At 64.7% G+C, this 13,322-nt stretch carries 12 protein-coding genes and 2 tRNA genes; 4 read left to right on the plus strand and 10 right to left on the minus strand.

Annotated features, from left to right (window positions below):
- Window positions 1-47: 47 nt before the first annotated feature.
- Genes ACVMB0_RS28020 through ACVMB0_RS28030 form a run of 3 tightly spaced genes read right to left on the minus strand, consistent with a single transcriptional unit; the run spans window position 48 to window position 1,547 of the window.
- Window positions 48-899 (minus strand): class I SAM-dependent methyltransferase, encoded by an 852-nt coding sequence (locus ACVMB0_RS28020; RefSeq protein ID WP_461348315.1) that lies wholly within the window; start codon window positions 897-899, stop codon window positions 48-50.
- A 35-nt stretch (window positions 900-934) separates the two neighbouring features.
- Window positions 935-1,240 (minus strand): YciI family protein, encoded by a 306-nt coding sequence (locus ACVMB0_RS28025; RefSeq protein ID WP_461348316.1) that lies wholly within the window; start codon window positions 1,238-1,240, stop codon window positions 935-937.
- Between the two features lie 22 nt (window positions 1,241-1,262).
- On the minus strand, window positions 1,263-1,547 hold the full coding sequence (locus ACVMB0_RS28030; RefSeq protein WP_456754517.1) for a hypothetical protein: 285 nt from the start codon (window positions 1,545-1,547) through the stop codon (window positions 1,263-1,265).
- Between the two features lie 279 nt (window positions 1,548-1,826).
- Here ACVMB0_RS28030 and ACVMB0_RS28035 point away from each other — a divergent pair, with 279 nt between their 5' ends.
- Window positions 1,827-2,036 carry a PRC-barrel domain containing protein gene (locus tag ACVMB0_RS28035; protein WP_461349721.1) on the plus strand — a complete coding sequence of 70 codons (210 nt, stop codon included), beginning with the start codon at window positions 1,827-1,829 and terminating at the stop codon, window positions 2,034-2,036.
- Window positions 2,037-2,183: 147 nt separating this feature from the next.
- On the opposite strand, the gene ACVMB0_RS28040 is transcribed toward ACVMB0_RS28035, so the two are convergent.
- Both ACVMB0_RS28040 and ACVMB0_RS28045 read right to left on the minus strand, forming a co-directional pair.
- Window positions 2,184-2,260 (minus strand) — tRNA-Val (locus ACVMB0_RS28040).
- Window positions 2,261-2,326: 66 nt separating this feature from the next.
- Window positions 2,327-2,731 carry a GFA family protein gene (locus tag ACVMB0_RS28045; RefSeq protein WP_461348317.1) on the minus strand — a complete coding sequence of 135 codons (405 nt, stop codon included), beginning with the start codon at window positions 2,729-2,731 and terminating at the stop codon, window positions 2,327-2,329.
- 169 nt (window positions 2,732-2,900) lie between these two features.
- Here ACVMB0_RS28045 and ACVMB0_RS28050 point away from each other — a divergent pair, with 169 nt between their 5' ends.
- Together ACVMB0_RS28050 and ACVMB0_RS28055 are read left to right on the plus strand one after the other, a co-directional pair.
- Complete coding sequence (locus ACVMB0_RS28050; protein WP_461348318.1) at window positions 2,901-3,569, plus strand: GntR family transcriptional regulator; 669 nt, start codon at window positions 2,901-2,903, stop codon at window positions 3,567-3,569.
- A gap of 1 nt (window position 3,570) precedes the next feature.
- The gene (locus ACVMB0_RS28055) at window positions 3,571-4,782 is read left to right on the plus strand and encodes an MFS transporter (RefSeq protein WP_461348319.1); all 1,212 of its coding nucleotides are present in this window, start codon (window positions 3,571-3,573) and stop codon (window positions 4,780-4,782) included.
- Window positions 4,783-4,872: 90 nt separating this feature from the next.
- Here the strand turns inward: ACVMB0_RS28055 and lon are convergent, their stop codons facing one another.
- The 5 genes from lon to ACVMB0_RS28080 all read right to left on the minus strand — a co-directional run bounded on the left by lon (window position 4,873) and on the right by ACVMB0_RS28080 (window position 11,839).
- Window positions 4,873-7,302 (minus strand): endopeptidase La, encoded by a 2,430-nt coding sequence (gene lon / locus ACVMB0_RS28060; RefSeq protein WP_461348320.1) that lies wholly within the window; start codon window positions 7,300-7,302, stop codon window positions 4,873-4,875.
- A 322-nt stretch (window positions 7,303-7,624) separates the two neighbouring features.
- Window positions 7,625-8,899, minus strand: a complete 1,275-nt coding sequence (clpX, locus tag ACVMB0_RS28065; RefSeq protein WP_018271869.1) for an ATP-dependent Clp protease ATP-binding subunit ClpX — start codon at window positions 8,897-8,899, stop codon at window positions 7,625-7,627.
- 443 nt (window positions 8,900-9,342) lie between these two features.
- Window positions 9,343-9,978, minus strand: coding sequence for an ATP-dependent Clp protease proteolytic subunit (locus ACVMB0_RS28070; RefSeq protein ID WP_076857756.1), 636 nt, complete (start codon window positions 9,976-9,978; stop codon window positions 9,343-9,345).
- A gap of 244 nt (window positions 9,979-10,222) precedes the next feature.
- The gene (tig, locus tag ACVMB0_RS28075; protein ID WP_456754513.1) at window positions 10,223-11,587 is read right to left on the minus strand and encodes a trigger factor; all 1,365 of its coding nucleotides are present in this window, start codon (window positions 11,585-11,587) and stop codon (window positions 10,223-10,225) included.
- Between the two features lie 167 nt (window positions 11,588-11,754).
- Window positions 11,755-11,839 (minus strand) — tRNA-Leu (locus ACVMB0_RS28080).
- Between the two features lie 135 nt (window positions 11,840-11,974).
- On the opposite strand from ACVMB0_RS28080, the gene ACVMB0_RS28085 reads away from it, so the two are divergent.
- Window positions 11,975-13,309, plus strand: a complete 1,335-nt coding sequence (locus tag ACVMB0_RS28085) for a multicopper oxidase family protein (protein WP_461348321.1) — start codon at window positions 11,975-11,977, stop codon at window positions 13,307-13,309.
- Window positions 13,310-13,322 lie beyond the last annotated feature (13 nt).

Genomic DNA, 13,322 nt, shown 5'->3' on the forward strand with positions numbered 1-13,322 from the left:
TTCGTCGCTATGCTCCTCGCAATGACGACGCCCAACAACCCGTTCCGTTACGCCCGCGCCGTGACGATCCAGATCGCGCCCGGCAGCAGCACCGAATCGCCCTTCGCAAACGGCGCCAGCGCCTCGCGCATCGAGGCGATGGCGGCCGCGCGCACCTCATCCGGATGCCCTTCCAGCGCGCGGCTGGCCGGTCCGATCTCGAGCGCGCCCTGGATCGCGGCATCGATGCCGCGGCCGGTGGCGACATCGAGCTCGACCCTGCACGGCTCCATCGCAATGCCGGAGAAGCCAGCTTCAGCGAGGATCCGCTTCACCCGGGCTTCGGATGCAAACGAAAACGGACCAGGATCCTCAGGCCCGAGCTGCGGCAGCTTCGGCACGTGCTTGTAGACCGCGGCTAGCGGCGCCATGAAGAACGGGTTCTCGCGCGGCTCCTGCCAGCAGGCGAAGGCAAGACGACCGGTCGGCTTCATCGCCTTGTGCAGATTGGCGAACGATGCCGCCGGATCGGCGAAGAACATCACGCCGAAGCGCGAGGCCAACAGATCAAAGCTTTCGGGCGCGAACGGATAGACCGTCGCGTCGGCCAGCGCGAATTCGACCGGCAATCCCTGCGGCGCGCTCTGCCGCGCCCGCGACAGCATCGGCTCCGAGACGTCGACGCCGAGCACGTGGCCATCAGGCGCAACCTTTGCCGCCAGCGCGAAGCTCGAGGCCCCGCTGCCGCAGCCGACATCGACCACGCGCTCGCCTCCCTTCGGCGCAGCGCGATCGATCAGGAGATCGAGCACCGGCTGCAGCACGATGTCCTGCGCGGCCTGCCGCGTCGCCCAGCGCTGTCCGCCCGGCCCGTTCCAATATGCAATCTGATCGGCGTTTTGCGGGTGGCCTGCGTTCATCGGATCAAACCTCGTTGCGGAAGCATCCGGCGATGCTAGCAGCTCTCGCGCGTCGCGGCGCGCAGCATCGGGATGACCTGATAGCTGAATCCGGCATTGGCCCTGGTGACGGGATCGTTGGCGACGATCTCGCCCGGATCGGCATCGTCGGATAGTTGCAGCACGCCAAGGCCCCAGACGCCGGTGGGATCGGCGACCGGTCCGAAGATCAGCGCCTTGCCGGCCCGCAGCAGCTCACCGCAATAGGCGACGTGCGCCTGCATGATGGCGGCTTCCTGCGGCGTCATGTCCTGCGGAAAGGTCGGGCGCGGTCCGGTCAATTTGCAAACGTAGTACTTCATCGGACGGATCCGCAGACGGGAATCATTTGGCGGCTGCGCTGGTCGGCTTGGCCTGCTTCGGTGCGGCGGTCTTCGCGGCAGCGCCCTTGGGCGCGTCATTGCTGCGCGCAATGCCCCACGGGTCGGACGGCTTCTGGTCCGGCACGCCGCTCAGCGCACGCTGATAGGCGCGCTGCTGTCGCGCCTCGTTGGCCAGATCCGCCGGTGATTTCTCGACCTCTTCGCGATAGCGTTGGACGTGATCGGCCTGCGCGAGTGCTGGTCCGGCAATCATGGTGAGAAGAAAAATCGCGGCGAGTTTGCGCATGCATCAAGTTCCCGGTTAGGCGGGGAAGAATAGCATCGCAGCCGCGTCGGCATCAAACCCACATCGCATCGCGCCGGCAGGAACCGCTCTCAGGCGAAAGCGTGACTTTCGGCATCTTTTCCCCGATCGGAGATCAAATAGCCTTTGCACACCAGCGCGGAGCAAGCGCGATCCCGGCCACCCCACAACTACCCCGAGGCCGGGATCGCGCCCTCTCCGCGCGCGCATGGAGGCCGAGCCATGGCCTTGCTACGTAGAGCTCATCAGCCCGAGGCCGCCTTGCAGCTCGTGAAACACCGCGCCATCGTCATCCTGCGAGAGTACGTGCAGGTGGAAGCTGAGCTGGTCGGAAGGGCTGTGGTCCTTACCGATGGGACGGCGGGGACCGTCGCGGACGTGTTCCTGGACGAGTCCCATGGGCTGCGCATATCGATCAAGGGCCATATCGGGAAGTGGCCGATCTCGACAATCAGGATGCTGCAGCAATAGAGCGGCGGCGTATCAGAGATGGGAGAACCGGTCCGCCTGCGCTCTTCGAGCTTCGGCGTGACAGCCTTCACCCTGCGGTACCGAACAAGCGGATGAATTTGTGCTCAAGGCTGGCTTGCCCAGCCGTAGCCCGTGAGGTGCGAAGCCTGGTAGGCGGCGAGAGATTCGAACTCCCGACCCTCTCGGTGTAAACGAGATGCTCTAACCAGCTGAGCTAGCCGCCCTTACCTGCGCGCCTCTTTAGCCTCGCCCGCCCCTGACGTGCAAGACCGCAAAGCCTCGATCCGTGTTCAATCCTTGGGCCGTGCCGGCAATCCCTGGAGATCGTTGATCCAGGGCGCGGCCGAGCGGCACCAGAGCTGGCGTCGCGGGGTCAATTGGCCGCGCTGGCGGATGCTGCCCCAGCGGATGCCCCAGTCGTCGGGGCCGCCATCCTCGCCGCTCGTGAACAGCGGCGAGCCGCAATCGGCGCAAAAATGCTGGAAGCGGATCCGGCCGTTATCGCCCCGCTTGCCGTACACCTTTGGCTGACGCCCGGTGAGGTGGACCTGCTCGGCGGCGCAGATCACCGTGACGCGATAGGGCGAGCCGGTCAGCGCCTGGCAGTCCGTGCAATGGCAGATCGACACAAGCTCGGGGTCGATCTCGGCCCAATAAGTCACCGCCCCGCAATGGCATTGCCCGTCGATCTGCATCCGCGTTCTCCCAATTCCGTCAGACAAAGTGACTCGCCGAAGCCCCGGTTCCACCGGCCTCGGCTTGGCCTCCGGCCTGCCACGTCAGGGCGCAATGCTGGTATCCCGGATCAGCCTTGTTTGGGATACCAAACCGGGATACGCCGACCGCCTGACGCAGGACGGCGCCATGTCACAGATGCTCCAAATCCACGACCAGCTCCGGGAAATGATCCTCTCGCTCGACCTCGGCCCCGGCGAACGGCTGACCGAGCGCTGGCTGGAGAGCCGGTTCGAGGGATCACGCACCCCGATCCGCGCCGCGCTGGTGCGGCTCGAAGGCGAAGAGCTGGTCCGCCGCGACGGCCGCAACTGGATCGTCGCGCCGATCGACCTCGGTGAGCTCGAAGCGCTGGCCGAGTTCCGGATCCCGCTGGAGACGACGGCCGTCCGTCTCGCCTGTGCGCGCGCGAGCGCGGCCGACATCGCCTCGATGGAAGAGATGCTCGATGCCTGCCAGTCCGGCGCGCCGCGCGAGGAATGGCACCGGGTCGGCACTGATTTCCATGTCGAGATCGCGCGGCTCTCCGGCAACCCCTTCATCGTCAAGGCGATCAAGGGCGCCATGACCCGGCTGTCGCGGGCGCGCTGGCTCGAAGTGTGGACCGAACCGTCGCGCGAGCAGGCCTGGCGCGAGCACCGCCGCATCCTCGGCTTCATCGAGGCCAACGATCCGGAGGCCGCCGCGCGCGAAGCCGCCGATCATATCAAGGACACCCGCGATCGCCTGCTGCGTTCGCTGAACGAGGATCGCCGCGGCCTGCGGGCGCGCGGCTTCGCCGTCATCGGGCTGCGCTGACATGGATATGGAAGTCGATCGCGAAGCCCTGCTCGACGCGGGCCCCTGGAAGCGCAACCTGATCGTCTGCGTGTTCGGCTCCTTCACGACCATCGTCGGCATGACCCTGCTGCTGCCGTTCCTGCCGCTCTATGTCGAGCAGCTCGGCGTCACCGATCACGCCGCTATCGTGCAATGGTCGGGTATCGCCTATGGCGCAACCTTCTTCAGCGCAGCACTGACGGCGCCGCTGTGGGGCCGGCTTGCCGATCGCTACGGCCGCAAGCTGATGCTGATCCGCGCCAGCCTCGGCATGGCGATCGCGATGTCGCTGATCGGCATGGCGCATAACGTCTACGAGCTGGTCGGCTTGCGGCTGCTGACCGGCCTGCTCGGCGGCTACGCCTCGGGCTCGACCGTGCTGGTCGCGGCGCAGACGCCGAAGGCACGGTCCGGCTGGGCGATCGGCGTGCTGTCCGCCGGCATCATGGCCGGCAGCCTGGTCGGTCCGTTGATCGGCGGCGTGCTGCCGAACCTGATCGGCATCCGCGCGAGCTTCTTCCTGATCGGCGGCGTGATCTTCTTCACCTTCCTCGGCACCACCTTCCTGATCCGCGAGGAGCCGCGTCCGAAGACGGCGAAAGGCAGCAAATCGCGCGGCGGCTGGGCACTGGTTCCGGACAAGCGCCCTGTGATCGCGATGTGGGGAACCGGCCTGCTGCTGATGATCGCCAACATGTCGATCGAGCCGATCATCACGGTCTATGTCGCCCAATTGGTCGAGGCGCCACAGGTCACGTTCGTGGCCGGGCTCGTGATGTCGGCTGCGGCGTTCGGCAGCCTGTTGTCGTCGTCGCATCTCGGCAAGCTCGCCGATCGCGTCGGCCACTGGCGGATCATCACCATCTGCCTTGCGGCCTCGGCGGCGCTGCTGATCCCGCAGGCCTTCGTGGTCAGCGGCTGGCAGCTGATCTTGCTGCGCTTCCTGATGGGGCTCGCGCTCGGCGGCCTCTTGCCCTGCATCGCCAGCGTGATCCGGCACAACGTCCCCGACGCCGTCACCGGCAGCATGCTCGGCTACTCGATCTCGGCGCAATATGCCGGCCAGGTGATCGGCCCGCTCGCCGGCGGATTCATCGGCGGCCATATCGGCATGCGCGCGGTGTTCCTCGGCACCAGCGTGCTGATGGCACTCGGCGCGCTCGGCAATTTCATGGTCGAGAAGAAACAATAGTCGGCCTCGACGGAGCCACTTCGTTCGCAGGTCGCCCAAACAAAAACGGCGCCCGAAGGCGCCGTTTGATTTTTCGGATCGGAGATTGGCTCAGTGCGCCGTCAGGCCGCCGGACGCTTCATCCGAAGCCTCGGGCTTGACGTCGACCTTGCTGGTCTCCTCTTCCCAGACGATCGGCGCGGGCACGCGGACCAGCGCCTTGGCAACGACCTCATCCAGCCGCGAGACCGGGATGATCTCCATGCCGCCCTTGATCGCATCGGAAATCTCCGTGAGATCCTTGGCGTTGTCCTCCGGGATCAGCACAGTCTTGATACCGCCGCGGGCGGCAGCCAACAGCTTCTCCTTCAGACCGCCGATCGGCAGCACGCGACCGCGCAGCGTGATCTCGCCGGTCATCGCGACATCGTGGCGGACCGGAATGCCGGTCATGACCGAGATGATCGCGGTGGCCATCGCCACGCCGGCGGACGGACCGTCCTTCGGCGTTGCGCCCTCCGGCACGTGAACGTGGATGTCGCGCCGGTCGAACATCGGCGGTTCGATGCCGTAGGTGATCGCACGCGAGCGGACGTAAGACGCCGCCGCCGAGATCGATTCCTTCATCACGTCGCGCAGATTGCCCGTGACCGTCATCTTGCCCTTACCGGGCATCATGACGCCTTCAATGGTCAACAGCTCGCCGCCGACATCGGTCCAGGCCAGACCCGTGACGATACCGACCTGATCCTCGTCGTCGATCTCGCCGAAGCGATACTTCGGAACGCCGAGGAACTCTTCGATATTCGCCTCGGTGACCTTCACCGACTTCTTCTTGGAGATCATCAGCTCCTTCACCGCCTTGCGGGCGAGTGTGGAGAGCTCGCGCTCCAGGTTACGCACGCCCGCTTCGCGGGTGTAGCGGCGGATCATCAAGAGCAGGGCCGCGTCGTCGATCGACCATTCCTTGGAGTCCAGACCGTGCTTGGAGAGCGCGCTCGGGATCAGATGCTTGCGCGCGATCTCGACCTTCTCGTTCTCGGTGTAGCCGGCGATCCGGATGATCTCCATGCGGTCCATCAGCGGGCCCGGAATATTCAGCGTATTCGCGGTCGTGATGAACATCACGTTGGACAGGTCGTAGTCGACCTCCAGGTAATGGTCGTTGAAGGTCGAGTTCTGCTCGGGGTCCAGGACCTCGAGCAGCGCCGACGACGGATCGCCGCGGAAATCGGCGCCCATCTTGTCGATCTCGTCCAGCAGGAACAGCGGGTTCGAGGTCTTCGCCTTGCGCATCGACTGGATGATCTTGCCGGGCATCGAGCCGATATAGGTGCGGCGGTGACCGCGGATCTCGGCCTCGTCACGCACGCCGCCGAGCGACACGCGCACGAACTCGCGCCCCGTAGCCTTGGCGATCGACTTGCCGAGCGAGGTCTTGCCGACGCCGGGAGGCCCGACCAGGCACAGGATCGGTCCGGTCAGCTTGTTGGCGCGCGACTGCACCGCGAGATACTCGACGATGCGGTCCTTGACCTTCTCGAGCCCGTAGTGATCGGAGTCCAAGACCGCCTGCGCGGCCTCGAGGTCCTTCTTGACCTTGGACTTCTTGCCCCACGGGATCGACAGCAGCCAATCCAGATAGTTGCGCACGACGGTCGCTTCCGCGGACATCGGCGACATCTGGCGCAGCTTCTTCAGCTCGTGCTGGGCCTTCTCGCGCGCTTCCTTGGACAGCTTGGTCTTGGAGATCTTCTCCTCCAGATCGGCCAGCTCGTCGCGACCTTCGTCGTCGCCGAGCTCCTTCTGGATCGCCTTCATCTGTTCGTTCAGGTAATACTCGCGCTGGGTCTTCTCCATCTGGCGCTTGACGCGCGAGCGGATGCGCTTCTCGACCTGCAGCACCGAGATCTCGCTCTCCATCAGGCCGAGCACCTTCTCCAGGCGCTGCGTGACGGACAACGTCTCCAGGATGCCCTGCCGATCGGCGATCTTGACCGCGAGATGCGAGGCGACGGTGTCGCCGAGCTTGGCGAAATCGGTGATCGCCTGGACCACGCCGACGACCTCGGCGGAGATCTTCTTGTTCAGCTTCACATAGCTTTCGAAGTCGGACACCACCGACCGCGCCAGCGCCTCGGCCTCGACCGAGTTGGCGTCCGTGTCGGCGAGCGCGACCGCGGTCGCCTCGTAATATTCGCTGCGGTCGGAATACTTCTCGACCCGCGCGCGCTCGAGGCCCTCGACCAGCACCTTCACGGTGCCGTCGGGCAGCTTCAGCAGCTGCAGGACGCTGGCGAGCGTACCGGTCTCGTAAATTGAATCGGGAGCCGGATCATCGTCGGACGCGTTCTTCTGCGTCGCGAGCATGATCAGCGCGTCGTTCTTCATCACCTCTTCGAGGGCGCGGATCGATTTCTCGCGGCCGACGAACAGCGGCACAATCATGTGCGGGAAGACGACGATGTCGCGGAGCGGCAGCACCGGATAGGAGTGGCTTTCGCCGTGGACGATCGTTGGCCGGGGTTTTGAAGTCGTCATGGCCTATTCCTTTTGTTTTGCCCCCTTGCACGCAGTCCGCCTGCTTGCGCAACCGCCACAAGGTGCCTTGGTGATCCGGAACGAGAATGCCGTCAGCAGCCGCTTATTCCGCATCGTGAAGCGACGAATCTCAACGCGTGAGACCCCTCGCCGATAGCATTAGGTGGCTATCCGGCAGGGGGGTGTCAAGTCCGAGAAGTGCCGGGAAATATAGGCTAAACAAGCATTTGCGGCTACGCCGCAAGAGCGCTGCTGCTGCGCCACAACGGCCGCCGGATCGCCCGGCAGCCGTGCATTTTTGGCGGGTCGGAGACCGGCGCTCTTACGCGCTCGCGCTGCTCTCGACGGCGCGGTCGGAACGATCCGCGTAGATGTAGAGCGGACGCGCCGTTCCCTCGACCACTTCGCGCGAGATCACGACTTCCTCGACGCCTTCCAGGCCCGGAAGGTCGAACATGGTCTCGAGCAGGATGCTCTCCAGGATCGAGCGCAGGCCGCGCGCACCGGTCTTGCGCTCGATCGCCTTGCGGGCGACCGCGCCAAGCGCCTCGTCGGCGAAGGTCAGCTCGATGTTCTCCATCTCGAACAGCCGCTGGTACTGCTTCACCAGCGCGTTCTTCGGATCGGTCAGGATCTTCTTCAGCGAGGTCTCGTCGAGGTCCTCCAGCGTCGCGACGACGGGCAGACGGCCGACGAATTCCGGGATCAGGCCATACTTCAACAGGTCTTCCGGCTCGACGTGACGGAAGATCTCACCGGTACGGCGGTCCTCCGGCGCGAGCACCTGCGCCGCGAAGCCGATCGAGGTCGAGCGGCCGCGCGCGGAGATGATCTTCTCGAGGCCCGAGAACGCACCGCCGCAGATGAACAGGATGTTGGTGGTGTCCACCTGCAGGAACTCCTGCTGCGGATGCTTGCGGCCGCCCTGCGGCGGGACCGAGGCCACCGTGCCTTCCATGATCTTCAGCAGCGCCTGCTGGACGCCCTCGCCCGACACGTCGCGGGTGATCGAGGGATTGTCCGACTTGCGGCTGATCTTGTCGATTTCGTCGATGTAGACGATGCCGCGCTGCGCACGCTCGACGTTGTAGTCGGCGGCCTGCAGCAGCTTCAGGATGATGTTCTCGACGTCCTCGCCGACATAGCCGGCCTCGGTCAGCGTCGTCGCATCGGCCATGGTAAACGGAACGTCAAGGATGCGCGCCAGCGTCTGCGCCAGCAGCGTCTTGCCCGAACCGGTCGGACCGATCAGCAGGATGTTCGACTTCGCGAGCTCGACGTCGTTGTGCTTGGTCTGATGGTTGAGCCGCTTGTAGTGGTTGTGGACGGCGACCGACAGCACCTTCTTGGCATGGCTCTGGCCGATCACGTAGTCGTCCAAAACCTTGCAGATCTCCTTCGGCGTCGGGATGCCATCGCGCGACTTCACCAGCGAGGACTTGTTCTCCTCGCGAATGATGTCCATGCACAGTTCGACACACTCGTCGCAAATGAAGACAGTCGGTCCGGCAATCAGCTTGCGAACTTCATGCTGGCTCTTGCCGCAGAACGAGCAGTATAGCGTGTTCTTGGCGTCGCTCGTGCCGACCTTACTCATTCATTATCTCCGTCCGCCGTTCGATCTTGTTTGCCAGATCGACCCAATCCGGCACAAAACCGGGGTCTTGGGTAGATAGAGCAAATTCCGTACCAAAAAAGACCCTACGCAATACTGACCGTTGCAATCACGGTTTATTCGAATCTCCGCGATCATAGTCGATGCATCACAGCCAACCATGCTGGCATCCGACTATCAAGAATTCGCTAATCGGATGGCCGGCTCAAGACCGTGACAATACCGTGATTTTCCACGACCGCACGTGGAATACACGTCGAAATCCACGGAACGTTGCGGGATTACCACGCCGGCCAATGAGCACGAAAGCGGAACTTTCCGCTCTCGCCCCATGCACTTGCGGGGTACTCCGCCGTTCCCGCTTTGCCGGGTATGTGAGGCGTCAATGTGGTGGTCACGCCGGCGCCTCGGGATCTCTGCCAGGATCAGGCGGCCTTCGCGGAGGCCGGATCCTCGGGACGCTTGTCGATCACCTTGTCGACGAGGCCGAACGCCTTGGCGTCCTCGGCGGTGAGGAACTTGTCGCGCTCGAGCGCGTCCTCGATCGCCTTGTAGGTCTGGCCGGTGTGCTTCACGTAGATCTCGTTGAGGCGCTTCTTGAGATTCAGGATCTCCTGCGCGTGCAGCATGATGTCGGTGGCCTGGCCCTGGAAGCCGCCGGAGGGCTGGTGCACCATGATGCGGGAATTCGGCAGCGTGAAGCGCATGTCCTTCTCGCCGGCTGCCAGCAGCAGCGAGCCCATCGAGGCCGCCTGCCCGGTGCACAGCGTCGACACCGGCGGACGGATGAACTGCATCGTGTCGTAGATCGCAAGGCCCGACGTCACCACGCCACCCGGCGAGTTGATGTACATCGAGATTTCCTTCTTCGGATTCTCGGCCTCGAGGAACAAGAGCTGCGCGACGATCAGCGTCGACATGCCGTCTTCCACCGGGCCGGTGACGAAGATGATGCGCTCTTTCAAGAGGCGCGAGAAAATGTCGTAGGCGCGTTCGCCGCGATTGGTCTGCTCGACGACCATCGGCACGAGGTTCATGTAGGTTTCAACGGGATCGCGCATGGAAGAACCCAGGGGTTAGGGGTGATGCAGAACTTTGCTCAAGACGACACTTTGCTCAAGACGACTTGGCTTAACGCTTAACCCAGATATGGGCCAATTTCCGGCCGACAAGACCGGGCGGCTGGCCGCACTACCCATCTGGGCAGGTCGCAGGAGTTCAAGCTGATTCGCGTCCGCACGCCTAGCGACGGGAGCCGTCGCGAGGCGCGCTTTCGCGGTTCATCATTAACGCGAGGTGCCGGAATTAAGCGGCAGTTTTCTCGGCGTCGTCTTCATCCTTGAACAGCTCTTCCTTGGTGACCTTCTTCTCGGTCACATTGGCGAGCTCGAGCACGAAGTCGACGACCTTGTCCTCGTAGATCGGGGCGCGGAGCTGGGCCAGCGCCTGGGCATTGCTGCGGTAGTAGTCCCAGACTTCCTTCTCGCGGCCGGGCGTCTGGCGCGCGCGCTCGATCACGGCACGCGACACCTCGTCGTCGGTCACGGTGATCTTGTTCTTCTCGCCGATCTCCGACAGCACGAGGCCGAGGCGGACGCGGCGGTCGGCGATCTTGTGGTACTCTTCCTTGGCCGCTTCCTCGGTGGTGTTCTCGTCGGCGAAGGTCTTGCCGGACGAGTCCATCTCGGCCTTGATCGAGTTCCACATCAGGTTGAACTCTTCGGCGACAAGCGACGGCGGCGCCTCGAATTTGTGGCTCTCGTCGAGGCGGTCGAGCAGCGCGCGCTTGACCTTCTGGCGGGTCGCGCCGGCGAACTCGGCCGTCAGGCGCTCGCGCATCAGCTCCTTCAGCTTGTCGAGCGACTCGAGGCCCAGCGTCTTGGCGAACTCCTCGTCGACCGTGACCTCGCCGGGCGCCTCGATCAGGGTCGCGGTGGTCTCGAACTCGGCCGGCTGGCCGGCGAGCTTTTCGTTAAGGTAGTTCTTCGGGAACGGCACCATCAGCGTGCGGGTCTCGCCCGCGCCGATGCCGGTCAGCTGCTCCTCGAAGCCCGGAATGAACTGGCCGGCGCCGAGCACGACCTGGATGCCCTCGCCGGTGCCGCCCTCGAAGGCCTCACCGTTGATGGTGCCCTTGAAGTTGATGGTGACGCGATCGCCCTTCTCGGCCTTGGCCCCCTCGGCCTTGGCGTTGTACGGGCGGCTACCCTCGGCGATCCGCTTGATGGCATCGTCGACGTCGGCGTCGGAGACCTCGACCACCGGCTTCTCGACCGAGAACGACTTGAAATCGGCGAGCTGGATCGGCGGCACGACTTCGATCGCGACGGTGTAGGTCAGGTCGGTCTTGCCCGACAGCAATTCCTCGACCTCGGCCTTCTCGGTCGGCATCGTGATCTTCGGCTCGCCGGCGAGGCGGAAGCCGCGATCCTCGAAGATCTGCCGGTTGGTGTCGCTGATGGTCTGGTCGATGGTCTCGGCCATCACCGAGCGGCCGTAGATCTTCTTCAGATGCGCCACCGGCACCTTGCCCGGACGGAAGCCGTTGAGGCGGACCTTGTCCTTGAGGTCGACCAGCTTGGCGCCCGCCTTGGCATCGAGATCGGATGCCGGAACGCTGATCTTGAATTCGTGCTTCAGTCCCTCGTTGAGGGTCTCGGTGACCTGCATGGTATCAATCTTCTTCCGCTTTTGCCGCGGCTTGAAGCAGCCGTGGCAGTGTTCAATCTGTGCGACGCTTAAGCCTTGCGGCCTGACGTCTGTGGGTTCGGCGAACCCTCGACCCCTTCGGGGCCCAAGGTTCTCCAAGAAATCGTCATGCAAACGCTGTAAGCGCTTGGTGCGGGCGGAGGGACTCGAACCCCCACAACTTTCGTCACTGGAACCTAAATCCAGCGCGTCTACCAGTTCCGCCACGCCCGCGCGAAAAGCATCCAGTCCGGCCGCGATGCCGCGGGCGGCCGGGCTTATAACATGCGCCCACCGGTTCGCAGCAAAAAAATGGCCACTGGAGAGCCCGCCCTGCGACCGATCGCGACTGGACAGGTACCCTCTAAAATGGTCCGCATCGGCCGGATGGCAAGTCCCGCAACACGTCCCGAATTTTCGCTCACCCGGCGCCACCTGATGGCCGCGCTCGGCGCCGCGGCGCTTTGCCCGGCATGGCCTGCGACCGGCTCGGCACAGGGCCGCACCGCGGTCGCGCTGCTGGCCAAAACCGACCGCATCGCGCTGCGTCCGGACGGCCCGGAAACCCCGGTCTGGTCGCTCGGCAGCGGCGACCTCCGTTTCAAGCGCGGCGAGTTGCTCGATGTGACCTTTGGCAACGAGCTGCCGGTCACGGCCGCGCTCGATTGCCGCGGGATCGATGGCGTCCCGGCCGCGGAGCCGCTGGCCTCGCGGGCGCCCCTCGCCACAGGAGCAAAGGATACCTTCCAGCTGCCGCTCCGCCACGCCGGCACCTTCCTGTGCGCGCCGCTGCTCGGCGATGGCGGTGCGGCGCCGACGCGGCCGCGCCCACTGATCGTCGCCGGGGCCGCCCCGGTCGCGGTCGATCGCGACGAGGTCTTGCTGATCGAGGAATGGCGCCTGTGGCCGGACGGCAGCGCGATCCCGCCCGGCAGCGATCCCAAGGATTCGACGCCAATTCATACAATTAACGGCAAAACCTCATACGACATCTCGGCACCGGCCAATACCCGGCTCAGACTCCGCTTCATCAATGGCAGCCAGCGCAGCGTGCTGGCGGTCAAGCTGGAGAACCTCGACGTCCGGGTGATGGCGATCGACGGCCAGCCGGCCGAACCGTTTTCGGCCCGCAACGGTGCCCTGGTGCTGGCTCCCGGCAGCCGCACGGATGTCTTTGTCGACACGGCCGGGCCTGCTGGAACCAGCTTCCCGATCCTGCTGCATGACGGCAAGCAGGCGCGCCCGGTCGGCAAGCTCATCGTCTCGAACGAACCGCCGATCCGGCCGGCGCCGTTTCCTCCCGCGCCGCCGCTGCCGGGCAACGACATGCCGGCCGCGCTCGACCTCAGGAGCGCCGCACGATTCGATCTCGCGCTCGGCATGCCGACCGATTGGTTCCGCCCTGCGGAGTTCAAGCCGTCGGCCGCGCCGGCGTTTCAGGCCAAAGCCGGCCGGCCGGTGGTGCTGGCGCTGACCAACCGCGGCGCGATCGCCGGCGTCTTTCGCCTGCACGGCCACCACTTCCGTCTGCTGGATCGGCTCGACGACGGCTGGAAGCCGTTCTGGCTCGACACGCTCGCGATTGAGCCCGGCCAGACCCAGCGCATCGCCTTCCTCGCCGAGTATCCCGGCCGCTATCTGATCGAGCAGGTCGCAGCCGATTGGGCCGCGCCCCGGCTCGTCCGATGGTACAGTGTCCAATAACAACAAGGGGAAA

It is taken from the genome of Bradyrhizobium sp. USDA 4451, assembly GCF_054822585.1.

Bases quoted from the DNA above. Each gene is read 5' to 3' on its own strand.
- ACVMB0_RS28020 (WP_461348315.1), bottom strand. From the start codon at position 899: ATGAACGCAGGCCACCCGCAAAACGCCGATCAGATTGCATATTGGAAC.
- ACVMB0_RS28025 (WP_461348316.1), bottom strand. From the start codon at position 1,240: ATGAAGTACTACGTTTGCAAATTGACCGGACCGCGCCCGACCTTTCCG.
- ACVMB0_RS28030 (WP_456754517.1), bottom strand. From the start codon at position 1,547: ATGCGCAAACTCGCCGCGATTTTTCTTCTCACCATGATTGCCGGACCA.
- ACVMB0_RS28045 (WP_461348317.1), bottom strand. From the start codon at position 2,731: ATGCAGATCGACGGGCAATGCCATTGCGGGGCGGTGACTTATTGGGCC.
- ACVMB0_RS28050 (WP_461348318.1), top strand. From the start codon at position 2,901: ATGTCACAGATGCTCCAAATCCACGACCAGCTCCGGGAAATGATCCTC.
- ACVMB0_RS28055 (WP_461348319.1), top strand. From the start codon at position 3,571: ATGGATATGGAAGTCGATCGCGAAGCCCTGCTCGACGCGGGCCCCTGG.
- lon (WP_461348320.1), bottom strand. From the start codon at position 7,302: ATGACGACTTCAAAACCCCGGCCAACGATCGTCCACGGCGAAAGCCAC.
- clpX (WP_018271869.1), bottom strand. From the start codon at position 8,899: ATGAGTAAGGTCGGCACGAGCGACGCCAAGAACACGCTATACTGCTCG.
- ACVMB0_RS28070 (WP_076857756.1), bottom strand. From the start codon at position 9,978: ATGCGCGATCCCGTTGAAACCTACATGAACCTCGTGCCGATGGTCGTC.
- tig (WP_456754513.1), bottom strand. From the start codon at position 11,587: ATGCAGGTCACCGAGACCCTCAACGAGGGACTGAAGCACGAATTCAAG.
- ACVMB0_RS28085 (WP_461348321.1), top strand. From the start codon at position 11,975: ATGGTCCGCATCGGCCGGATGGCAAGTCCCGCAACACGTCCCGAATTT.